A 22,395-nucleotide genomic window follows, 5' to 3' on the forward strand; every position below is an offset into this window, starting at 1 on the left:
AGAATGGTGATCGGTGCCGTAGGGCGGTGCCCCTCACAGTGATCATTCAGGTGTACTCCGGGTGTGGCGGAGGGCGAATGCGGCCTGGTCAATTGGTGGCCGACCGCTACCGGCTGCTGGAACAGGTCGGCGCGGGCGGTGGAGGTACGGTGTGGCTCGCGAACGACGAGTTACTGGGCCGGGACGTCGCGATCAAACGCGCGCTGCCCGCCGAGGGGGCGCGCGGCGCAAAGCACATCCGGGGTCTGCGCCGTGAGGCCGAGCTGCTGGCCAAATTGAACCATCCCCATGTCGTCACCCTGTTCGACGTCGTCCAGGAGAACGGCGAATGGTGGATGGTGATGGAGTACGTCCCATCGCGCAGCCTGGCCGATCAGGAGACGCTGCCCGCTGAGCGGGTGGCCCGGCTCGGCGTCCAGATCGCCGATGCGCTGGAGGCGGTGCATGCCGCGGGCATCGTGCATGGGGACATCAAGCCCGGCAATGTGTTCGTGACCGATGACGGCCGGGCCAAGCTGGGCGATTTCGGGATTTCGCGCTCCATGTACGCGGATGTGACGGTCTCCGAGAGCGGCGCGGTGATCGCGGGGACCCCCGCGTACATCTCGCCCGAAGTCGCGAAGGGGCGGGAGCCCACCCCGGCGTCTGACGTCTTCTCGCTCGGAGCCACACTGTTCGCCGCGGCCGACGCCCTCGTGATCGACGCCCCCGCGGACGGGCCCGAGCCGTCACCTCCCCGGCGGCGGGCCGTGCTCCGCGCCGCCGCGGTCGTGTGCGCGATCACCGTGATCGCCGTCGTGGCGTGGGTGGTCGTCGGCCCGCCGTCCCCGACACCCCGGCCGGCGGCTCCCGCCTCGGCCTTGGGCGATCCGCACAAGGTCGACCCCTGCGCCCTGCACGACACCGCACAGCTCGCCCGGTTCGGTACCACCGAGATAGACACCGCCTACGGCAATTTCAATCGGTGTGACGTTCTCGTGAATCCGCGCAGTGGCGGCGAGGTGGACGTCAAGGCGGAACTCATCAACCCGGACCCGGCCATGGAACTGCCCCGGAAGGTCGAGAACCTCGCCGGAATCCAGGGCTGGCGGGAACTCCAGGAGGAGCACGCGTGCTCCTGGATGCTGTTGTTGCGCGACAAGCACCTCGTGAACATCAGCGCGGATTCCGGTGACGCCTCGGTGAACATGTGCGCCATCGCCGACACCGCCGTCAAAAGCGCGGCCACGGTGCTCTCAAAGGGGCAGCTTCCCCCGCGGAAGGCACGTCCGGTGGGTGAATCGCTGTTCTGGGCGAACGCGTGCGCGCTCCTGGACGCGAAGGCGCTCTCCCGCCTCCCCGGCGTGGACTCGACGCATCCGAGGACGGAATTCGGCAACTGGGAATGCAGGTGGGACAGTACGACCAGCCACCAAACCCTCATCGTGCGTTTCGATCAGGACGATCCGCTGAATGCACAGGACGGCCGTCCGATCAGGCTGGGCGGGCACGACGCATTCGTCGACCCGGAATACGACTCCGACACGTGTGCCGCCCAGGTCGTCCATCGTCGCGCATGGCAGGAAGACGGAGTTGCTGCTGGTCATCGTCCAGGGAGGAGCGGACGCGGCGCAGCGCTGCCGGCTCGCCACCGGCATCGCCGGATCCGCCGCCGGCAGGCTGTCCAGCGCCGCCTGACCGGTCCTCGTCCGCCCGCGGCCGGCGGAGCGTCCAGGGGCCGGGGTCAGGTGCGGATCATCAGGGTGTCCAGGGGTTCGTTGTCGCGCAGGCGGCCGATGGCGTCGGCGAGCAGTGGGGCCACGGACCGCACCTGAAGCCACGGCGGCCGCTCCCGGCTCGCCGGGAGGGTGTCGGTGACCAGCAGCCGGCGCAGCGAGAGCCGGTCGAGCCGCTCGTGGGCGGCGGCCACCAGCGGCCCGTGGGTGGCGGCCACGGTGATGTCGGAGGTGGCCCCGGCGGCGCGCAGGACACGCACCGCCGCCTCGATCGTCCCGCCGGTGCTGATCATGTCGTCCACGATGACCACGGGCCGGCCGGCGACGTCACCGGCCAGTTCCTCGGCATGAACCCTCTCTCCGGTCACCCGTCTCTTGCGCACCACGGCGACCGGACGCCGCAACAGCCGGGCGTAGTGCTCGGCGAGCTTGACCGCGCCGAGGTCGGGCGCCACCACCACGGTCGTGTCGGGGGTCTCCTGCGCGAGCACACCGGCCAGGACGGGCACCGCGGTCAGCATCTCCACCGGCATGGCGCACATGGCCTCCAGCGCGCTGGTGTGCGGGTCCACCACGACCAGCCGGTCCACCCCGACGGAGGCCAGGGCGTCGGCCACCACCCTGGCGCCCACCGCCTCCCCCGCCAGGCCGCGGCGGTCCTGCCGGGCATATCCGAAGTACGGGACGACGGCGGTGAGCGTCCTCGCGCCGCCCCGGCGGCACGCGTCCAGCAGCAGAAGCAACTCGACCAGGTGATCGTTCACGGCGGGTCCCGTGGGCTGGAGCACGTACACGTCCCCGCCCTGCACACCGCCCACGACCGGCCGCAGCTCCCCGTCGGGGAAACGCACCACCTCGCTCGTCACCGGCTCGGTGCCCAGCGCGTCCGCGACGGCGTCGGTCAGCGCCGGATGCGCCGTCCCTGACACGATCCGGATGGACATCGCCCCTCCTCGTCCGCACCGGAAAGCCGGTGCCGGTCGGATGCCGGCGTGACCGCCCGCATCATCGGCGGGCCGGCGCATCCGTGCACTCGCCCGCACCACGGTCCACCGCCGGTCGCTCCAAGGGGTGTCCTTCCCCCGCCTCGGGCAGAGATGACAGGCACGCCGCGCCGCAGCCGCCGGGCCCGATCCGCCTCCGGTCCTCCGCCGACCTGCGCCGATATGGACCTTCGGCCCTGGCTGCCGGCCGCCGCCCGCACCACGATGGACTCAGAACGGAACGTCAGGAAGAGCGGAACATCGGGGGGACGCCATGCAAGCGAGCGTAGGTGACCGGCTGGTGGTCCACGGACACCACGTGGGCGAGCCGAACCGCAAAGCCGAGATCCTTGAGGTGCACGGCCGGGAGGGAGCACCGCCCTACCTCGTCCGGTGGGACGACGGGCACGAGAGCACGTTCTTCCCCGCCTCCGACGCCACCGTCGAGCACCACCCGTCCGAGACATCCGAGACACCGGAGACACCGAAGGATTAGGCGGCGGCATTCCGGCGGCCGTCCCCCCGGCGGTCTCCGCACCTCGCCGGGGCGCAGGACGGACGGCAGGGCCGGTCAGGGGGTGATGGGCGCCTCCTGCTCGGCCAGCGCGGTGGTCATCGGCGACCAGCGGTCGGCGAGCCGGGCGGCGAGCTGCGGCATGGTGGTGTACTCCAGGTCTTCCAGCGGCAGCCGGTGCGGCTCGAACGGGCCGTGGCGGCGCAGGTAGTCCATCGCGTGGTTGGCCTGGCGGCGGGCCTCGTCGAAGGAGGGGTCGGCGAACAGGTCGCGGGGGCCGATGAGCCTGCCCTCGTGAACCTGGAAGCCGAGGGCGACCACCCGGGGCGGCCCGTCGAACCGGGCGGGGTGCGAGTCCTCCGCGGAAACGGGCATGAGCGGGGCGTGATGCGAGCCGCGCATGGCGCCGCCGACGGTGAAGGAGAAGCTGAACGGCTCCAGCGCCTCGCCGACGGCGGGCAGCCCGGACTGGCAGCGCACGATCATGACGGGGTCGTCCTTGCCGACGTACTTGCCGGCGATCAGCGACAGCCGCTGGGTGCTGGTGGCGGCCGCCGTCTGGTCCAGGGTCTTGGACCGCACTCCGTGCACCACGTAGCGGGCCGGCGCGCCGATGAACATCAGCAGGTCGTACAGGTCGGCCGGGCAGTCGAAGAAGATGCGCTTCTCCTCGAACAGGTCGTACACCTCGAACTCGAAACCGGCGTGCATCTTGGCGTCGATGACCAGGCCCGCGGTGTTGAAAGGGTCGGCGAACATCTTGTAGAGCGGGAGGTTCCACGCTCCCGGCTCGGTCTTGTCGGCGAGGAAGCAGATCACCGGCTCCGACGGCCGCTCCTCGAACTCCAGTTCGGCGTAGCCGGGGCCCATGCCGCGCAGGTTGCCGGAGAAGGCGTCCGACAGCAGGTCCTGGCCCGCGCCGTACAGGCCGAGCCGTTGCGCGATGTGGGTGGTGGCCTGGAAGGTGTCCCAGGCGAAGGAGTGGATCAGCCGGGCGTCCGGGCCGTGCTGATGGGTCATGATGAGGGACATGTCATCGCCGCACGAGGCGACGTGCCCGTCGATGAGCAGTTCGCTGTCGACCATGTGCTCCACCCGGTGCCGCGCCTCGGCGATCATGTCCGGATGCACCGCCGTGTGACCGACGAACCCGCCGGTGTCGGCCTTGATGATGCTGAGCGTGATCATGTCGCTGCTCCCCCGTGTGTCGACCTTCGCGGTCACGCCGCGCTGTCTGCGAGGTGGCGCCCGGCGGCCGCTTCGGCCCGGTGGCCCGGCCGGAACAGAATCGGCGCTGTCCTGGTTGTATTGAATGACCGGTGTTCAGAGTTCCCCGGACTGCACGAACAACTGATGTTGCCCCTGCGGATTACCGGTTCGGCCGGTGCCGCATCGGGCCGGAAGCCGAGACGAACCTGGACACCGGCCTTTTTGACGGGACGCCGTCCCGGCAGAGCGGTCAGCGGAGCGCGTGCTGCGAAGATTCCGGACGAAGTACCTCCAGTCGAACCTATCTGACCTGTGCTTTCAGTCAAGCACGCTGCCGCCCGCGCCCGGGGGGGCACTGCTCATTCGAGGTTCCGAGGCGCCCCGCAGACCGCCGTCCGGCGACCCCGATGATCTTGCCGGAATATCGTCGGTAACGACATTCTGGGTGAGATATTCCTCCTCTTTTACCTTCCCCGCTCACCGGTCCACGTGTCAGCGTTTCCGCCCGGCAGGGCTGGACACATTCTGGCCGTGGAGAAGGTTCGGCTCCGTGGCCTCGCCCTCGCCGAAGGCTTGGAGGTCCGCTGGTCCCCGGAGTGGAGGCGGGCTTCGGCCGGCCGAACCTGATCGACCCAACGGGGGGAACCATGCTGATCAGCAACGTGTACCGGCCGACGGTCTTCGGCTGCCAGGCGGACGAGCGGCTGGCCGAGGTGGCGCGGCGGATGGTGGAACAGGACGTCGGCGCACTCGCGGTGCTCGACGGTGAGCGGGTCACCGGGATCATCACCGAACGCGACCTGGTCAGGGCGCTGGCCGCGGCGACCGAACCGGCCGCCCAGCAGGCGGCGGCGTACGCCTCGGCGCAGATCAAGACCGCCGCGCTGGACGAGGACTCGCGCGAGGTCGCCCGCCGGATGCTGGAGGAGGGCATCCGCCACCTGCCGGTGGCCGACCACGGACGCCTGGTCGGCATGGTGTCGATGCGCGATCTGCTCGCCCTGGAGACATGGGCGCTCTAAGCGGCGGGCCGGCGCGGATGCCGAGAAGTCCCCGCCGGCGCTGACGGGCGATGCAGGGGCGGCCATGAAGATCGTCGAAGAGACCCCGTACCGCTTCCGGATCGAGCGGGAAGGGGCCATGCGGGTACCGGGCGTGGTGTTCGCCTCCCGCGCGCTACTGCCCGACATCGCCACCGACGAGGCCCTGACGCAGGTGGCCAATGTCGCGACGCTGCCCGGCATCGTCACCGCCTCGTACGCTATGCCCGACATCCACTGGGGATACGCGTTCCCCATCGGCGGCGTGGCGGCCACCGATGTCGCGGACGGCGGGGTCGTCTCTCCCGGCGGGGTGGGTTTCGACATCTCCTGCGGGGTCCGCCTGCTGGCCGCCGACCTGGATCGCGACGCCCTCGCGCCAAGGCTGGGCACGCTCATGGACCGGCTCGGCCACACCATTCCCCGCGGCCTTCGGCGCGGCGCCGTCTGGCCGCTGACCGGCCGGCCGCAGCTTGAGCAGGTCCTGGCCGGCGGCTCGGCGTATGCGGTCGAACACGGCCATGGCACCGCCCGTGACCTGGACCGCTGCGAGGATCGGGGTGCGGTGGCCGATGCCGACGCGGCCGGTGTCAGCGCCCGTGCCGAGCAGCGCGGGCTTGCGCAACTGGGCAGCCTCGGGGCGGGCAACCACTTCCTGGAAGTGCAGGTGGTCGACCAGATCTACGACGAGGGCGTGGCCGGGGTCTTCGGGATCGGCGCCGGGCAGATCTGCGTGATGATCCACTGCGGTTCGCGCGGGCTCGGTCACCAGATCTGCACCGACCACGTGCACGTCATGCAGGCCGCCATGGACCGCTACGGGATCGACGTACCCGACCCGCAGCTGGCCTGTGCCCCCGTCGATTCCCCGGAGGGCCGCCGGTACCTGGGCGCGATGGCGGCCGCGGCCAACTACGGGCGGGCCAACCGGCAGTTGCTCGGCCAGGCCACCCGGCACGCCTTCACCGAGATCTACGGGGCCGATCTGGAGCTGGTGTACGACGTGTCCCACAACCTCGCCAAGATCGAAACCCACCGGGTGGGCGGCGCGCCACGGCGGTTGTGCGTGCACCGCAAGGGCGCCACCCGGGCCTTCCCGCCCGGCCACCCGGACCTGCCGCCGGACCTCGCCGGGACCGGCCAGCCGGTGTTCATCCCCGGCACCATGGGCACCGCCTCCTATGTGCTCGCCGGCGTCCCGGGCAACCCGGCGTTCGACTCCACCTGCCACGGCGCGGGCCGTCCCCAGAGCCGGCACCAGGCGGCCCGCACCGTGCGCGGCCGGGAACTGCGCGACCGGCTGGAGGCCGCGGGCATCGCGGTGCGGGGCGCGTCCTGGCGCGGCCTCGCCGAAGAGGCCCCCACGGCCTACAAGGACATCGACGCCGTCGCCGAAGTCGCCGAAGGCGCCGGGCTGTGCCGCAAGATCGCCCGCCTCGTCCCCCTCGGCGTCGTCAAGGGCTGACCGGCGCGGCGTTCCGGGGGACGCCCGGCGGACCTGCCCGCCCCATGGCCGAAGGTCCCACCCTCCGGTGCCGTTCGTCCGCTGGTCTCACGGGCCGGGGCGGCCGAGGCTGGCATCAGGCATGGGGCTCGATTCTCGAGACCATCGGGAAGGGCACGCGCCGCAGGTTCAGGAACCGCCCTGGCCGGCAAGGCGTCATCCGTCATCCCCGTCCCCCCGTTGGCGGTCATCCGCACCGCGTCCGGTCAGGGCCCGCAGACGGAGGGAATGTCATGAAGCGATCGACGACCCGGGCCGCCCCCGAGGTGGCCGTGGAGCACCGGGGAGCGGTGCCGGACGGCTCCGCCGACTACGCGCGTTCCAAGGTGACCGCGGTGTTCGGGCACGCGCCGGAGCCGGTGCTGTTCGCCCGCGTGAGACTGACCATGGCGGCCGATCCGGCAGTGGCCCGCCCGGCGCTCGCACAGGCCAACCTGGACGTCAACGGCCGCCTGGTGCGGGCGCAGGTGGCGGCGGAGACCATGCCCGAGGCGATCGACCGGCTCCATGACCGGCTGCTGCACCGGCTCCGCCGCATCAGCCGGCACTGGGAGGCCCGCCGGGGCGCCCAGCCCCTGCCCGGCCCGCACGAGTGGCGGCACGACGCCGAGCCGGCCCAGCGCCCGGACTACTATCCGCGTCCGGTCGAGGAGCGGGAGCTGATCCGGCACAAGTCGTTCACCCTGGCCTCCGAGTCCCCCGACGAGGCGGCCTTCGACATGGAGTCGCTGGACTACGGGTTCCTGCTGTTCACCGATGTGGAGACCGGGCAGGACAGCGTCATCTACCACCGCGGCGAGGGCTACCGGCTCGCCCAGGTCACCCCGCGGGAGGACCGGCACGACCCGGTGGCCGTCCCGCTGACGATCAGCCCCCATCCCGCGCCGCGGCTGAGCGTGCCCGCGGCGATCCATCGGCTGGAGAGCATCGGGCTGCCGTGGGTGTTCTTCCTCGACGACGACACCGCGCGAGGCAACGTGCTCTACCACCGCTACGACGGCCACTACGGCCTGATCACCCCCGCGTAGCCCCGGGGGGCGACGACCGGGAGATGCTCGAAGTCAGCCGCCGGGCACCCGGCCTCGCGGCGCCGTGTGCCCCGCGTTCATTCCGCTGGGAGGGGCAGTTGTTTGGTCATGACTGATTCGCCGCGGTATCCCAACCGCAGATAGAACCCGGCCACCTCGTCCGATCCGACTCCGAGGGCGATCCCACGAGCGCCCAGTGCCGCCGCCTCCAGCTCGATCTTCTCCATCAGGCGGCGGCCGAGGTTCCGTCCCCGGTGGTCCGGGTCAACGGCGATGATCCGCAGGATCACCTGCTGCGGATCGTCCGCCTTCCGGAACGCGAGCGCGCCACCGATGATCCGGGCCCGGCTCTCCGCGACCAGCATCAGCGAACGGTCTTCGGGAAACCGCCGGGCGAGATCGGTGAACCGGTTCATCACCGTTTCGCTGCCGAGCGCGATCAACAGGTGCAGCTTGCCGGTCCCCAGGCCGCCGCACGCCCGGGGCTGGTTCCCGGCCCACCCGCGGTGACCGCCCCAGGGACCAACGGCCCTACACATCCATGCCGGGACGTGCGGACTGTGGGTGAAAGGCCACAGGCCACGCGCAACGACAGGAGGTGATGTCGGTGAGCATCACCGACCGGATCGCCACGCTGTTCAAGGCCAAGACGCACGCGACGCTGGACCGCATCGAGGACCCGCGTGAACTCCTGGACTACTCCTACGACAAGCAAGTGGAGATGCTGCAGGCGGTCAAGCGCGCGCTGGTGGACGTCGCCACCGGACGCGCCGGGGTCGAACGCAGGGCCGCCGGGCTGCGGCGCTCGGCCGACCGGCTCTCGCAGCAGGCCGAGCAGGCGATGTCCGCCGGCGACGAGGACCTCGCCCGCCAGGCGCTCACCCGCCGGACGGCCGTTCTCGCCCACGCCGGCGAACTCCAGGAAAGGCAGGACGAGTTGAGCGAGGAGGAGAGGAAGCTCGCCGACGCGACGAAGCGGCTGCAGGCCAAGGTGGAGACGTTCGGCACCCGCAAGGAGGCCATCAAGGCCCAGTACACGGCCGCCGCCGCGGAAACCTACATCAACGAGACGTTCACCGGTGTCTCGGAGGACATGAGCGACGCGGGCCTGGCCGCCCTGCACGCCCAGGACAAGACCGCGCGCCTGCAGGCCCGCGTCAGCGCGCTGGACGACCTGCTCGCCTCCGGCACGCTCGCCGACGCCACCCAGCCCGCCGGCGACGAGGAATTCCAGGCCCGGATGCAGGAGATCACCACGGCCGCCGCCGTGGACAGGGAACTCGCCGAACTCAAAGAACGGCTCAAGACCACCGGCACCGGACCCGAATCTTCCGGACCGGACACCCCGCAGGACGCTCCGTAGGCCGCACGTGTCCGGGCCTCGTCCCGCCCGGAAGGCGGGACCCGGCCGGCCGGGGGTGTCAGCGGTTCGCCCGCAGGAAGCCGATCAGCCGGTCCACCGGCCAGGTGTTGATGACCTCGTCCGCCGTGAGCCAGCCGCGCTGCGCGGTACCGACCCCGTAGCGCGTGCAGGCCAGGTGCGGGACGGCGTGGGCGTCGCTGTCGATGGCGAACCTGACGCCATGGCGCCGGGCCCGGCGCACGTGCCCGGCGGACAGGTCGAGGCGGTCGGGGAGCGAATCGATCTCCAGGGCGGTGCCGGTGCGCGCGCACGCCGCGAACACCGCGTCCCAGTCGGCGTCGACCGGCGCTCGCCGGCCGATCAGCCGTGCGCTGGGATGGCCCAGGATGGTGACGAAGGGGTTCTCGCAGGCACGGATCAGCCGCCGGGTCATCGCCGCGGCCGGCTGGTCGAAGTGGGAGTGGATCGAGGCGACGCACACATCGAACCCGGCCAGGAAGCCGGTCGGCCAGTCGACGCCGCCGTCGGGGTCGATGTTGAGTTCGGTGCCGTGCAGGACCCGCATGCCGTTGTGGCGGCCGTCGAGCTCGCGGACCTGCTCGCGCTGGGCCAGCATCTTCTCGTCGGTCATCCGCTGCATGGCCAGGCCGGGCGCGTGGTCGGTGACGGCGTAGTAGGAGTACCCGCGGGCCGCGGCCGCGGCGACCATGTCCGGCAGGCTCGCCAGCCCGTCGGACAGGTCGGTGTGGGTGTGCAGGTCCCCGCGGAGGTCGGCCTCGGCCACCAGGACGGGCAGCTCGCCGCGCAGCGCCGCCTCGATCTCCCCGGTGTCCTCGCGCAGCGGCGGCGGGATCCACGGCAGCCCGAGCCGGGCGTACACCTCGTCCTCCGTCGCGGACACGATCTTGGTGCCGGTCGCGACGTCGAACAGGCCGTACTCCGACAGTTTGAGCCCGGCGTGGACGGCGATCTCGCGGGTGCGGATGTTGTGCGCCTTGGACCCGGTGAAATATTGCAGGGCCGCGCCCCAGTCCTCCGGCGGCACCACCCGCAGGTCCACCTGCAGTCCCGCACCGGTGCGGATCGAGGTCTTGGTGTCCCCGGCCGCGATGACCTGCTCGGCCAGCGGCAGCCCGGTGAAGGCCGCCATCAGGGCCGCCGGGCGGCCGGACGCGGCCAGCACGTCGACGTCCCCCACCGTCTCCCTCATCCGCCGCAGCGACCCGGCGAACGCGCAGCGTGCACAGCCGGGGACCGCCGCCAGGTCGGCCACGACGGACTCGGCGAGCTCCAGCGCCGTCCCGAGCGGGACGCGCCGGCCCGCCTTGTGCAGGATCTCGATCCCGTGCCGCAGGTTCTCCTCGGTCCTGGCGCCGAAACCGGGCAGGCCGTGCAGGTGGCCGGCCTCGATGGCCTCGGACAGCGCCTCGACCGAGTCGATGCCGCGTTCGTGGTAGAGCACCATCGCCTTCTTCGGGCCGAGCGTGGGCACCAGCGTCAACTGCCGGACGCCCACCGGGATCCGGGCCCGCAGTTCCTCCAGCGCATGGATGCTCCCGGTGGACAGATACTCCTCGATCTTCGCCGCGATCGATTTGCCCACGTTCGGGATGCCGCGCAGCCCGGCGGCGTCCAGCCCGGCCAGGTCCGCCGGGTGACCGGCCACCGACCGGGCCGCCTTCTCGTACACCCGCACCTTGAACGCGTCCCCGCCGGTGATCGCCAGCAGATCGGCGTACTCCTCCAGCAGGGCCCCCACCTCGTCGTTGACGCGCATGACGCACCAGTACCCCGTGAGCGGGGAAGGTCCCTGGTACAGGCCGGCACGGGTGACGCCGGTGGCCGGTCGGTACCGCACACGGAATCCGGTCGCACGACCGCGGGACAGGGTGATGTGGATGGCTGTTCTCCCCCGTGAGATCCGCAAGCGCGACGGCACGCTCGTCGCGTTCGACCCCGAGCAGATCCGGCGGGCGATCGACCGGGCCGCCGCCGAGGCCGGGGTCCGGGACCCGGGCGTGATCGGTAAGGCCGCGCGCCGGGTGGTCGACCGGGTCGCCGCGCGCTTCGACGGGCGGGCGCCGACGGTCGAGCAGGTGCAGGACGCCGTCGAGGACACCCTGATGACGGCCGGGCTCGCCGACGTCGCCCGCGCCTACCTGCTCTACCGCAGCCGCCGCGCGGAGCTGCGGGACTCCAAGCGCATGCTCGGCGTGCGCGATGAGCTCAAGCTCACCCTGGCGGCCACGGTCGTGCTCAGGGAGCGTTATCTGCGCCGGGACGAGACCGGCGCCGTCGTCGAGTCCACCGGCGAGATGATGGACCGGGTCGCCGGTCACGTGGCGCGCGCGGAGGAGGAGTTCCTGCCCGGCGCCTCCGCGCACTGGGCCGGGGAGTTCGGCCGGGCCATGCGGGCGCTGGAGTTCCTGCCCAACTCGCCGACCCTGGTGAACGCGGGGACCGAGCTGGGCCTGCTGTCGGGGTGCTTCGTGCTCCCGGTGGAGGACTCCCTTGACTCGATCTTCACGGCGGTCAAGGACGCGGTGCTCATCCAGCAGGGCGGGGGCGGCACCGGATTCGCCTTCTCGCATCTGCGTCCGGCCGGCGACCCGGTGCGCTCCACGCACGGCGTCGCGAGCGGCCCGGTGCCGTTCATGCGCGTCTTCGACGTCGCCACGCAGGTCGTCCGCCAGGGCGGGCGCCGCCGCGGGGCGAACATGGCGGTGCTCGACTGCGCGCATCCCGACATCCGCGCGTTCGCGGCGGCCAAGGCCCACTCCGAGCACTTCGAGAACTTCAACCTGTCGGTGGCGGCGCCCGACGCGTTCCTGCACGCCGTCCAGGACCGGGCGTCCTGGCCGCTGGTGAACCCCCGCACCGGGGAGACGGCCGGGGAGGTGGACGCGGCCGAGCTGTTCGACCTCATCGCCGCGCAGGCGTGGCGCACCGGCGACCCCGGCCTGCTGTTCACCGATCGCATCAACCGCGCCAACCCCGTGCCCTCGCTCGGGCGGATCGAGGCGGCCAACCCCTGCGGAGAGGTGCCGCTGCTGCCGTACGAATCGTGCAATCTCGGCTCGCTGAACCTGCCGCGCTTCGTCAGCGGCGGCACGGTGGACTGGCCGCGGCTGACCGGCGCGGTGAGGCTGGCGGTCCGGTTCCTGGACGACGTCATCGAGGTGAACCGGTTCCCCTTCGGCGAACTGGAGGAGGCGGCGCGCCGCACCCGCAAGATCGGGCTGGGTTTCATGGGGCTGGCCGAGCTGCTGGCCATGCTCGGGGTGCCCTACGGCTCGGCGGAGGCGGTCCGCCTGGCCGGCCGCATCGCCCACCGGATCGCCGCCGCGGCCCGCGAGGCGTCGGCCGAGCTCGCCGCAGAACGCGGCCCGTTCCCCTGCTTCGGCCAGAGCGTCCACGCCGGCGGGCCGCCACTGCGCAACGCGCAGCTGACCGCGGTGGCGCCGACCGGGACGATCTCCCTCATCGCCGGCACCACCTCGGGGATCGAGCCGATGTTCGCCCTCGCCTACGTCCGCAACGTGCTGGGCCGGCACCTCATCGAGGTCGATCCGCTGTTCGAGCGGACGGCCCGCGACCGCGGATTCTGGTCCGAGCACCTCATGGCCGACATCGCCGCCACCGGCAGCCTCCCCGACCACCCGTCGGTGCCCGCCGACGTGCGGCACGCCTTCGTCACCGCCGCCCAGGTACCGCCCGAGGCGCACCTGGCGATGCAGGCCGCCGTCCAGCGGCACATCGACGCGGGCGTGTCGAAGACGGTGAACCTTCCGGCGTCCGCCACGGTCGACGAGGTGAAACGCATCTACCTTGAGGCATGGCGCGCCGGCGTCAAGGGCATCACCGTCTACCGGTACGGCAGCAAGCCCGGCCAGGTGCTCACCTACCTCGCGGAACCGCCGCGGCAGGCGCCGGTCCAGGTCGACGGCGCGTACGCGGGCGGCTGCGCCCACCATGTGTGCGAGTACTGAGGAGCCCCGGGGGCCCGGACCGTCCCCGAGATCTACGAACTCAGGGACCTTCGTCTCTGCCCCGGGCACCGGCGGGTGACGCAGCCTGCCAGAAAGGTGACAACCTCCCGCCGGGCGCACACGCCGGCGAGGAGAACTCACAGGGGGGACCTCATGACCACTGCCCGAGACATCATGCACTCCGGTGCCACCTGCATCGGCGAGAACGACACCCTCGCCTCCGCGGCGCAGCGGATGCGCGACCTGGACGTCGGCGCACTGCCGATCTGCGGGGAGGACGACCGGCTGCACGGCATCCTCACCGACCGCGACATCGTGATCAAGTGCGTGGCCGAGGGCGCCGACCCGCAGTCCACCACCGCGGGCGAGTTCGCCCAGGGCAAACCCGTCACCGTGGACGCCGACGCCGAGGTGGACTCGGTGCTGCAGGCGATGGAGGAGCACCAGATCCGCCGGCTTCCGGTCCTGGAGAACCGCCGGCTGGTCGGCATGATCAGCGAGGCCGACCTGGCCCGCAGCCTGCCCGAAGAGACCGTCGGCGAATTCGTCGAGGCGATCTGCGCCCGCTGACCGGCGAGTGCCGCGGTTCCCGGCCGTGCGGCGGGCCGGTCACCGGCCCGCCGCCGCGGGGAGCCGCCTCGCACAGGCTCGCGCTCCGGTGCGGCGTGACCGCTTGAGCAGCCGGGTGAGAACGTGGCGGGCGTCGGCGCCGACGCCGCGCAGGGTGGCCGAGGCGAGCGAGCGCTGCCACTCCAGCCCGACGTAACCGAGCCCGGCATGGGTGGTGGAGACGCCGCCGCGGTGGCGGGGCGTCCCGTCCTCGTCCAGGGCGCCGAGTCCGGCCAGGTAGCCGGCGTCCGGCCGGTATCCGGTGGCGAGCAGCACCACGTCGGCGTGCTCGCGGACGCCGTCGGCCCAGACGACGTGGTCACCGTCCAGGCGGGTGAACATCGGGCGGCGGTCGGGGTTCCCCGAGGCGACGGCGTCCCGGTAGGTGCCGGTGTCCATGACCGGGGTGCCCTTGCCGCCGGTCAGCAGCGGCCGGGCCCAGCCTGCGGTGTCCAGGCCGGTGCGCCGCAGCCAGATGTGGACGTCGCGGCCCGCGATGCGCTGCGGGGTGAACCGCAGCGGATGCGGGGTGGCCAGCGTGACGTCGGCGACGGCGGCCAGTTCGACCGCGATCTGCACGGCCGAGTTCCCGCCGCCGACGATCACCACCCGCTTCCCGGCGAACGGTTCGGGGCGCCGGTAGCCGGCCGAGTGCAGCACCTCCCCGGCGTCCGCAGACGGCGTCACGGGCCGAGCCCCGGCGGGGTGCGGCGCGGTCAGGCCCCTCGCGAACCCGCGGGGCCGAGAAGCTCGGCGGCCAGGGCCGCGACGCGCTCGCGGATCTCGTCGCGGATGGGGCGGACGGCCTCGACGCCCCGCCCGGCGGGATCGTCCAGCGTCCAGTCCAGGTAGCGCTTGCCGGGGAAGACCGGACAGGTGTCGCCGCAGCCCATGGTGATGACGACAGCGGAGCCCCGGACGGCGTCCGCGGTCAGCACCTTGGGGATTTCGGCGGAGATGTCGATGCCGTCCTCCGCCATCGCCGCCACCACGGCGGGATTGACCGCCTCGGCGGGCTCGGACCCGGCCGAACGCACCTCGACCGCGTCTCCGGCCAGGTGGGTCAGATAGGCGGCGGCCATCTGGGAGCGGCCCGCATTGTGCACGCAGACGAACAGCACGCTCGGCTTGTCGGACACGGCGCTTCCTCCGTCCGCGGCTCGGGCTCCGTGTGCGGCTCGGGCCGGCGCAAGGCCGTCCTCCGGCACGGAGATACGGCTGCTAAAATATCAGTCTGTGATGATATCAGTTGATAATGATGGCTTGCGGTTGCTCGGCGACCCGCTGCGGGCCCGTATCGTCGAACTGCTGGCCCACGAGGCGCTGTGCGTGTGCCACCTGGTCGAGGAGACCGGCGCCCGGCAGACCAACATCTCCAACCACCTGCGGGCCCTGCGTGAGGCCGGGCTGGTCGACTCCGAACCCTGCGGCCGGTTCACCTACTACCGGCTGCGTCCCGAGCCGCTGCGCGCCCTGGCGGCCGAGCTGACCGGACTGGCCGGCGCCGCCGAACAGACCCGCTCCGAGACCCGGAAGAGACCCTGCCCGTGACCACCTCGCACACCGAGCCTCCCGCACCGGCGCACGATGCGGAACGCGGCCTCGTCGCCCGGCTGTCCGTCCTCGACCGCTTCCTGCCGGCGTGGATCCTCGCGGCGATGGCCGCCGGGCTGCTGCTGGGCCGCGCGATTCCCGGCCTGGACGACGTGCTGGCCAAGGTCGAGATCAGCGGTGTCTCCCTGCCGATCGGGCTCGGGCTGCTGGTCATGATGTATCCGGTGCTGGCCAAGGTGCGCTATGACCGGCTCGACACCGTCACCGGCGACCGCCGCTTGATGATCTCCTCGATAGTGCTCAACTGGCTGGTCGGCCCCGCGGTGATGTTCGCACTGGCCTGGACGTTCCTGCCCGACCTGCCCGAGTACCGCACGGGTCTGATCATCGTCGGGCTCGCCCGCTGCATCGCCATGGTCATCATCTGGAACGACCTGGCCCGCGGCGACCGCGAGGCCGCCGCCGTCCTGGTCGCCCTCAACTCGCTCTTCCAGGTCGTCGCGTTCGGCGCACTGGGCTGGTTCTACCTGCGCGTGCTGCCCGGATGGCTGGGCCTGGCCACCGACGACCTGCACTTCTCCACCGGCAAGATCGTGGTCAACGTGCTGGTCTTCCTCGGCATCCCGCTGCTGGCCGGATACCTCTCCCGCCGCATCGGCGAGAAGACCCGCGGCCGCGACTGGTACGAGACCCGCTTCCTGCCCCGCATCGGCCCGCTCGCCCTGTACGGGCTGCTGTTCACCATCGTCATCCTGTTCGCGCTGCAGGGCGACACCATCACGTCCCGGCCCGGTGACGTCGCCCGCATCGCCCTGCCGCTGCTGGCCTACTTCGCGCTGATGTGGGGTGGCTCCTACGCCCTCGGACGCGCCGTCCGGCTGCCCTACCCGCGCACCGCGACGCTCGCCTTCACCGCCGCCGGCAACAACTTCGAACTGGCCATCGCCGTCACCATCGCCACCTTCGGCGTCACCTCCGGGCAGGCCCTGGCCGGTGTCGTCGGCCCTCTCATCGAGGTCCCGGTCCTGGTCGCCCTGGTGTACGTCTCGCTGTGGCTGCGCAACCGCACCGAACGGACGGCCTGACCCGGCGGGACACCGCCGGCCGTCAGCGGTGCGGGGAGCGGGTGATGGCCAGCAGGGCGGGGCCCGAGCCGCGGGGGCCGCAGCCGGGCTTGCCGTTCCTGCCGAGCGCGCAGCCGCCGCAGCCGGTGGCAGGGCAGGCGGCGGTGAGGTCGTCGGTGGTCAGCAGGCCCTTGCGGGTCCAGTAGGCGACCATGGACTCGGCCTCGTCGCGGGTCACGCCGACGCGGCGGGCTATCTCCTCCAGGCTGACCGGTTCGTGCGCGGCGGTGATCTCTTCGAGGAGTCGTCGCAGGGGGCTCACCAGAACAGGCTCCCCAGCTGGAACACCGCGACCGCCAGGAGCCAGGCCACGGTGAGCTGCATGCCGATGCCGAAGAGGGTCAGCCGTCCGCCCATCTCGGCCCATTGGGCGGCGACGGTGGCCATGCACGGCGTGTAGGCGAGGAGGAACACGAGGAACGCCAGCACGGCCGGGAGCGGATGCCCGCCCGACGTCCGGTCGAAGGTGGCGCGCAGGGCCGGGGCGAGTTCGCCGTCTCCGGCGCTCTCGCTCATGCTGTAGGTCTGCGCCGTGGTCGAGACGACGGCCTCCTTGGCGACGAAGCCGGTGAGCAGGGCCGCGGAGTTGTGCCAGTCGCCGAAGCCCGCCGGGGCGAAGGCCGGTGCCGCGGTCCGGGCCGCCACGCCGTAGACGCTGTGCTCGACGGGGGTGTCGCCGAACGTGCCCTGGCCGACCGGGATCGACGACAGCAGCCAGACCAGGGTGACGGTCGCGACGATCACGCCGCCGGCCGTGCGGAGGAACGCGCGGAGCTTCACCCAGGTCTGCGTGCCGATCAGCCGGAGCGTGGGCAGCCGGTACGGGGGCAGGTCCAGCACCAGCGGCTCGCCGGCCATGCCGCGGAACAGGGTGCGGCGCAGCAGCAGGCCGATGCCGATCACCAGCGCGATCGACAGGACGTACATGGCGAACACCACGGTGCCGGCGGCGTCGCCGAAGAACACGCTCGCCACCAGCACGTACACGGTGAGGCGGGCGCTGCAGGTGACGAACGGGACGAGCAGGCCGGTCAGCAGGCGGTGCCTGCGGTCGGCGAGGATGCGGGTGCCCGCCACGGCCGGGACGTTGCAGCCGAACCCGACGATCAGCGGCAGGAAGGCGCGGCCGGGCAGCCCGATGAGCCGCATCAGCCGGTCCACGACGAAGGCGGCGCGGGCGAGGTAGCCGGAGTCCTCCAGGACCGCGAGCAGCACGAACATGATGGCCATCAGCGGCACGAAACCGAGCAGCTGGCCGACCCCGGCGATGATCCCGTCGACCACCAGGCCCCGCACCGGGGCGCCGGCGCCGATCGCGGTCAGCGCGCCGCCGGCCGCGCCCGCCACCGGACCGTCGATCAGCGCCTGCAGCGCGGCCGTGAGGGGCGCGGCGGCCTTCGTGGTGAGGACGAACACGCCCCACATGACGGCGAGGAAGATCGGGGCACCGGACCAGCGGGAGGTGAGCACCCGGTCCACCCGGTCCGACCAGGTGGTCCGCGTGTCGCCGCGGCGGGTCACGACGTCCGCGATGACCTTGTGCACCCACGCGTAGCGCTGCTCGGCGACCAGGACCTCCGGGTCGCCGAGGTCGTCGCCGTCCACGAGGGCGGCGCCGAGGTCGCGGGCCAGGGCGGCGGTCCCGTCCGGGACGCCCGGGACGGGCTCGCCGGTGATCAGCGCGATGGAGAGCCAGCGTGCCGGAAACCGTGCGGTGGACGCGGCGGGCAGTTCGGCGGCCAGCGCGGCCAGGGCCGGTTCGACGTGGTCGCCGAGGGGCGGGACGGCCGGCGGACGCGGGTTCGCGAGGGCCTCGGCGACGGCGCGGTCCAGCGCGTCCAGCCCCTCGCCACGGCGCGGCACCATGGGGACGACGGGCGCGCCGACCAGCGCCGACAGCCGGTCGGCATCGACCCGCACGCCGCGGGCGCGGGCGACGTCGACCATGGTGAGGGCCACGACGAGCGGCACGCCGGTCTCCATGACCTGGGCGAGGAGATACAGGTTCCGGGCGAGGTTGGCGGCGTCGACGGCGATGACGACGGCGTCCGGGCGGCCGTCCATGCCGTGGTCCACGAGCACGTCGCGGGTGAGCGCCTCGTCGGGTGAGCCCGGCAGGAGGCTGTAGGTCCCCGGCAGGTCGATCAGGGTGACGTCGCCGCCGGACGCCCGCCAGGTGCCCCGCGCGACGCTCACCGTCTTGCCCGGCCAGTTCCCGACGCTCTGCCGGGCGCCGGTGAGCGTGTTGAAGAGCGTGGACTTGCCCACGTTCGGGTTGCCGGCGAGCGCCACCCGGGGAGCGCGTTCGTCCACCGTGCCGGTGTGCTCGTCGCAGCAGGACTTGGCGAGCAGCGTCTTCGCGGGCCGGACGTCAGTCATGGGACGGCTCGACGAGGAGCGTGGCCGCCGTCCCGGCGTCCACGGCCACCCGCGCGTCGCCGAGGGCCAGGATGAGCCCGCCGTTCACGCCCCTGGCGATCACCGAGACGTCCGCGCCGGGCACGAAGCCCAGTTCGACGAGCCGGCGGCGATGCCTGCGGTCACCGGTGACCCGGCTCAGCCGCATGGCCGCGCCCGTGGTCGCTTCGCGTGGCGTCACCGTGTCCTCGATCCACTCGACCTTCAGTGAGGTAAGGATTACCTAAGAAAGGGGTGGATATCCACGGACTGCGAGTTAAGTCACAGCTTCTATTGTAAAAAAGGACCTTGGTCCCGGCGTGGCGGGCCGGAAGTCCCGCGGCCCGGTCAGGCCGCGATGGCGACGGCCACGAGGAGCAGCACCGACGACGCCACCTCGACGAATCCGATCTGCTTCGCCGAGTAGCGGCGGCGGCGCAGCACGACGGCCCTGGCCAGGTACCAGGCGAAGGGGACGGCGTACACCGGGCTCAGCCAGGCGGCCAGGACGGCGGCGCCCGCGTGGAACCCGGTCGAGACCGCGAACAGCTTCGTGTTGTCCCGCTCGCGGATGCACGTCTTGACGAACAGGACCGTCCCGGCGAAGTACAGGAACGTCACCACGGCCACCTCGCCGGTGCTCCAGGGCGACTCCCCGGCGACCACCGCGACCACGGGCAGGATGAGCGTGGCGGCGGCGACCGACACCAGCCCGTTCAGCAGCGCCCGGTCGTCGCGGCGGGCCGCGAACAGGCCGTTGACCAGGAGCGCCACCGCGAAGACCGGCGCGAAGGCCAGCAGTTGCGGGCGCGCGAGCAGCACCGTCGCCCCGGCGGCCAGTGCCGTCCCCCCGTAGGCGAGGACCTGGGGACGGAACTTGCCGAGGCGGCGGGTCTTGACCGCGAGCAGCGCGTAGTACGACAGCAGGTAGCCGGCGATCCACGCGACGAGCAGCGGCAGGTCGGGCCAGGAGAAGCCGAAGGCGAGCAGCCCCGCCAGGTACGGGACGAGCAGCATCGCCCACGCGCCGTGCTGCGGCGGGATCCAGCGGCGCCTGCGGCGGGACGGCGCTTTGCGCGAGGCGGCTCCGCGCGAGGGCGCCCGATGCCGGGACGTCCCGGGCGTGGACGTCCCGCCTGCGGACGGGCTGTGCGAGGGTGCGCGGCGGCGCGCGTCCGGCGCCGGCGACCCGGTGTTTCTCGCCATCGGTCCCACCTCCGAGGCGGTGCGCCGCCGGACAGGACGTACCGGCCCGCAGCCACCCCAAAGCAGTTAATACAGCCGTGCTATGTAAAAACTACTTCACGGTGAGTCCGGCCGGCGAACCGGCCCCGACCGAAAGGCGCTGACCTCTAGCTTCCCGAACCAAGTTCTAGTATCCAGGTAGCACCAACGGCTCCAGTGCGTCCATCGGGAGGCAGCAGTGCAGACACGAGCGGCGATTCTGTGGGAACCCCACACCGACTGGAGCATCGAGGACATCGAACTCGACGATCCCAAGGCCGGCGAGGTCAAGATCAAGCTCGCGGCCTCCGGGCTGTGCCACTCCGACGAGCACCTGGTCACCGGGGACATGGTGCTCGACCCCGAGATCGCCAAGCTCATGGGCTGGGAGCAGTTCCCGGTCATCGGCGGGCACGAGGGCGCGGGCGAGGTGGTCGCGGTCGGACCCGGCGTGACCACGCTGCAGGAGGGCGACCACGTCGTCCTGTCGTTCATCCCGGCGTGCGGACGCTGCCCCTCCTGCGCCATGGGCCGCCAGCACGTCTGCGACCTCGGCGCGGTGCTGCTGGCCGGACGGCAGATCGGCGACATGACCGCCCGGCACCACTCCAAGAGCGGCAAGGACCTCGGCATCATGTGCTGCACCGGCACGTTCTCGCCGTACACCGTGGTCAACGAGGCGTCCGCCATCAAGATCGACGACTGGATCCCGCTGGACAAGGCCGCGCTCGTCGGCTGCGGCGTCACCACCGGCTGGGGCTCGGCCGTCAACGCCGCCGATGTCCGGCCCGGCGAGACCGTCGTGGTGATCGGCCTCGGCGGCATCGGCATGAACGCGGTGCAGGGCGCCGCCATGGCCGGCGCCCGCCACGTCTTCGCCGTCGACCCGGTCGGCTGGAAGCGGGAGAAGGCCGGCGTGTTCGGCGCGACCCACACTGCCGCGTCCATCGAGGAGGCCGCGGCCCAGGTCGGCGAGCTCACCTGGGGCGCCAACGCCGACAAGGTCATCCTCACCACCGGCGTGGCGACCGGCGACCTCATCGGCCCCATGATGGGCATGGTCGCCAAGGGCGGCCGCGGCGTCGTCACGGCGGTCGCGCCGATCGTCCAGGAGGACGTGAAGCTGAACCTGTTCGACCTGGCGATGCAGCGCAAGGAACTGGTCGGCTGCATCTTCGGCAACGCCAACCCGCGCCGCGACATCCCGCGCCTGCTGCGCCTCTACGACGAGGGCAGGCTCAAGCTGGACGAGCTGGTCACCACCACCTACACCCTCGACGAGGTCAACAAGGGCTACCAGGACATGCGGGACGGCAAGAACATCCGCGGCATGATCAAGTACTGACGCGACCCGCCCCGGCCCGCCCCGGGCGGCGCGGGCCGGACGGTCCGACCGGCCATGCCCGCCGGATCGATCACGGTGCGCTGCGCTCACCGGGTTCCCGGAGGCGACCGGCTTCCAGGTGCAGGATCTGGTCGACGGTCCCCGGCGGCGGGGGTGCGTGGGTGATGAGCAGGATGCCCGCCCCGGACGTGTCGCCGAGAACGTCGGTGAGGAGCTCGCGGGCGGTCGCGGGGTCGAGGTGGGCGGTGGGTTCGTCCAGGATCACGAGCCGCGCGCCGGACAGGAAGGCGCGGGCCAGCGCGATCCGCTGACGCTGGCCGCCGGAGACGCGGGCGCCGTGCTCGCCCACGTGGGTGTCCAGACCGCCGGGGAGGCCGGCGATCCAGTCCCAGACGCGGGCCCGGCGCAGCGCGTCGACGATCTCGGGTTCGGTGGCGTCCGGCCTGGCGAGGGCCACGTTGGCGCGGATCGTGGTGGCGAACAGGTGGGCGTGCTGGTCGACCAGGCAGATCGCGCGCCGGACGTCGTCCTGCGCGTAGTCGCGCAGATCATGGCCGTCGAGGGTGATGCCGCCCTCGTCGGGATCGCGGAACCGGACCAGCAGGTGCGCCAGGGTGCTCTTGCCGCCGCCGCTCGGGCCGAGCAGCGCGACCCGGCGGCCGGGACGCAGATCGAGGTCGATGCCGTCCAGGACCCAGGGTGAATCCGCGGCGTAGCGGGCGCGCAGGCCGCGGACCCGGAGCAGGTCGCCGCGCGGCGCGGGCAGCGGGCGGGGCGGGTCGGCGGCGGGCGCCGGG

The 22,395-nt window shown here is 72.1% G+C and carries 22 protein-coding genes; 11 read left to right on the top strand and 11 right to left on the bottom strand.

Features of this window, described 5'->3' with window-relative positions:
* The first annotated feature begins 95 nt into the window (after nt 1-95).
* The gene (locus AF1_RS19985; protein ID WP_165488413.1) at nt 96-1,814 is read left to right on the top strand and encodes a serine/threonine-protein kinase; all 1,719 of its coding nucleotides are present in this window, start codon (nt 96-98) and stop codon (nt 1,812-1,814) included.
* Here AF1_RS19985 and AF1_RS19990 read toward each other — a convergent pair.
* Nucleotides 1,724-2,659, bottom strand: a complete 936-nt coding sequence (locus AF1_RS19990) for a ribose-phosphate diphosphokinase (protein ID WP_067801275.1) — start codon at nt 2,657-2,659, stop codon at nt 1,724-1,726. The genes AF1_RS19985 and AF1_RS19990 overlap by 91 nt on opposite strands.
* A gap of 313 nt (nt 2,660-2,972) precedes the next feature.
* Between AF1_RS19990 and AF1_RS19995 the strand changes: the two genes are divergently transcribed.
* Nucleotides 2,973-3,194, top strand: coding sequence for a DUF1918 domain-containing protein (locus tag AF1_RS19995; protein ID WP_067801280.1), 222 nt, complete (start codon nt 2,973-2,975; stop codon nt 3,192-3,194).
* A 75-nt stretch (nt 3,195-3,269) separates the two neighbouring features.
* Here the strand turns inward: AF1_RS19995 and fbp are convergent, their stop codons facing one another.
* The gene (gene fbp, locus AF1_RS20000) at nt 3,270-4,400 is read right to left on the bottom strand and encodes a fructose-1,6-bisphosphate aldolase/phosphatase (protein ID WP_067801283.1); all 1,131 of its coding nucleotides are present in this window, start codon (nt 4,398-4,400) and stop codon (nt 3,270-3,272) included.
* A 668-nt stretch (nt 4,401-5,068) separates the two neighbouring features.
* Here fbp and AF1_RS20005 point away from each other — a divergent pair.
* From AF1_RS20005 to AF1_RS20015, 3 genes are all read left to right on the top strand, one after another.
* Nucleotides 5,069-5,443: a CBS domain-containing protein gene (locus AF1_RS20005; protein ID WP_067801326.1), complete on the top strand. Its 375-nt coding sequence runs from the start codon at nt 5,069-5,071 to the stop codon at nt 5,441-5,443.
* A 64-nt stretch (nt 5,444-5,507) separates the two neighbouring features.
* Nucleotides 5,508-6,926, top strand: coding sequence for an RtcB family protein (locus tag AF1_RS20010; protein ID WP_067801286.1), 1,419 nt, complete (start codon nt 5,508-5,510; stop codon nt 6,924-6,926).
* A gap of 272 nt (nt 6,927-7,198) precedes the next feature.
* A complete protein-coding gene (locus AF1_RS20015; protein WP_067801288.1) occupies nt 7,199-7,993 on the top strand; it encodes an HPF/RaiA family ribosome-associated protein in 795 nt (264 codons plus the stop codon).
* A 77-nt stretch (nt 7,994-8,070) separates the two neighbouring features.
* On the opposite strand, the gene AF1_RS20020 is transcribed toward AF1_RS20015, so the two are convergent.
* Nucleotides 8,071-8,436, bottom strand: a complete 366-nt coding sequence (locus AF1_RS20020) for a GNAT family N-acetyltransferase (protein WP_067801289.1) — start codon at nt 8,434-8,436, stop codon at nt 8,071-8,073.
* Nucleotides 8,437-8,600: 164 nt separating this feature from the next.
* On the opposite strand from AF1_RS20020, the gene AF1_RS20025 reads away from it, so the two are divergent.
* On the top strand, nt 8,601-9,356 hold the full coding sequence (locus AF1_RS20025) for a PspA/IM30 family protein (RefSeq protein WP_207394112.1): 756 nt from the start codon (nt 8,601-8,603) through the stop codon (nt 9,354-9,356).
* 58 nt (nt 9,357-9,414) lie between these two features.
* Here AF1_RS20025 and polX read toward each other — a convergent pair whose 3' ends face one another.
* Nucleotides 9,415-11,214, bottom strand: a complete 1,800-nt coding sequence (gene polX / locus AF1_RS20030; RefSeq protein ID WP_242608911.1) for a DNA polymerase/3'-5' exonuclease PolX — start codon at nt 11,212-11,214, stop codon at nt 9,415-9,417.
* A gap of 40 nt (nt 11,215-11,254) precedes the next feature.
* On the opposite strand from polX, the gene AF1_RS20035 reads away from it, so the two are divergent.
* On the top strand, nt 11,255-13,345 hold the full coding sequence (locus AF1_RS20035; RefSeq protein ID WP_174548871.1) for an adenosylcobalamin-dependent ribonucleoside-diphosphate reductase: 2,091 nt from the start codon (nt 11,255-11,257) through the stop codon (nt 13,343-13,345).
* A 153-nt stretch (nt 13,346-13,498) separates the two neighbouring features.
* Nucleotides 13,499-13,915 carry a CBS domain-containing protein gene (locus tag AF1_RS20040; protein WP_067801294.1) on the top strand — a complete coding sequence of 139 codons (417 nt, stop codon included), beginning with the start codon at nt 13,499-13,501 and terminating at the stop codon, nt 13,913-13,915.
* 39 nt (nt 13,916-13,954) lie between these two features.
* Here AF1_RS20040 and AF1_RS20045 read toward each other — a convergent pair whose 3' ends face one another.
* Both AF1_RS20045 and AF1_RS20050 read right to left on the bottom strand, forming a co-directional pair.
* Nucleotides 13,955-14,641 carry an NAD(P)-binding domain-containing protein gene (locus tag AF1_RS20045; protein WP_176579667.1) on the bottom strand — a complete coding sequence of 229 codons (687 nt, stop codon included), beginning with the start codon at nt 14,639-14,641 and terminating at the stop codon, nt 13,955-13,957.
* 29 nt (nt 14,642-14,670) lie between these two features.
* Complete coding sequence (locus tag AF1_RS20050; protein WP_067801300.1) at nt 14,671-15,093, bottom strand: arsenate reductase ArsC; 423 nt, start codon at nt 15,091-15,093, stop codon at nt 14,671-14,673.
* A gap of 124 nt (nt 15,094-15,217) precedes the next feature.
* On the opposite strand from AF1_RS20050, the gene AF1_RS20055 reads away from it, so the two are divergent.
* Both AF1_RS20055 and arsB read left to right on the top strand, forming a co-directional pair.
* Nucleotides 15,218-15,505, top strand: a complete 288-nt coding sequence (locus AF1_RS20055) for an ArsR/SmtB family transcription factor (protein WP_207394113.1) — start codon at nt 15,218-15,220, stop codon at nt 15,503-15,505.
* On the top strand, nt 15,502-16,593 hold the full coding sequence (gene arsB, locus AF1_RS20060) for an ACR3 family arsenite efflux transporter (protein ID WP_067801305.1): 1,092 nt from the start codon (nt 15,502-15,504) through the stop codon (nt 16,591-16,593). The genes AF1_RS20055 and arsB overlap by 4 nt, the downstream gene beginning before the upstream one ends.
* A 22-nt stretch (nt 16,594-16,615) precedes the next feature.
* On the opposite strand, the gene AF1_RS20065 is transcribed toward arsB, so the two are convergent.
* The 4 genes from AF1_RS20065 to AF1_RS20080 all read right to left on the bottom strand — a co-directional run bounded on the left by AF1_RS20065 (nt 16,616) and on the right by AF1_RS20080 (nt 20,235).
* On the bottom strand, nt 16,616-16,894 hold the full coding sequence (locus AF1_RS20065) for a FeoC-like transcriptional regulator (RefSeq protein ID WP_067801308.1): 279 nt from the start codon (nt 16,892-16,894) through the stop codon (nt 16,616-16,618).
* A complete protein-coding gene (gene feoB, locus AF1_RS20070) occupies nt 16,891-19,011 on the bottom strand; it encodes a ferrous iron transport protein B (protein ID WP_067801311.1) in 2,121 nt (706 codons plus the stop codon). The genes AF1_RS20065 and feoB overlap by 4 nt, the downstream gene beginning before the upstream one ends.
* A complete protein-coding gene (locus AF1_RS20075) occupies nt 19,004-19,231 on the bottom strand; it encodes a FeoA family protein (protein ID WP_067801315.1) in 228 nt (75 codons plus the stop codon). The genes feoB and AF1_RS20075 overlap by 8 nt, the downstream gene beginning before the upstream one ends.
* A gap of 146 nt (nt 19,232-19,377) precedes the next feature.
* Nucleotides 19,378-20,235: a YwiC-like family protein gene (locus AF1_RS20080; protein WP_084263147.1), complete on the bottom strand. Its 858-nt coding sequence runs from the start codon at nt 20,233-20,235 to the stop codon at nt 19,378-19,380.
* A gap of 217 nt (nt 20,236-20,452) precedes the next feature.
* Here AF1_RS20080 and AF1_RS20085 point away from each other — a divergent pair, with 217 nt between their 5' ends.
* A complete protein-coding gene (locus tag AF1_RS20085; RefSeq protein WP_067801321.1) occupies nt 20,453-21,598 on the top strand; it encodes an NDMA-dependent alcohol dehydrogenase in 1,146 nt (381 codons plus the stop codon).
* Nucleotides 21,599-21,668: 70 nt separating this feature from the next.
* Here AF1_RS20085 and AF1_RS20090 read toward each other — a convergent pair.
* Nucleotides 21,669-22,395, bottom strand: a 727-nt coding sequence (locus tag AF1_RS20090; protein WP_157419243.1) for an amino acid ABC transporter ATP-binding/permease protein, incomplete at its 5' end; no start/stop codon positions are given.

The sequence above is a fragment of the Actinomadura formosensis NBRC 14204 genome (assembly GCF_001552155.1).
In the GTDB taxonomy this organism is placed as follows: Bacteria; Actinomycetota; Actinomycetes; order Streptosporangiales; family Streptosporangiaceae; genus Spirillospora; species Spirillospora formosensis.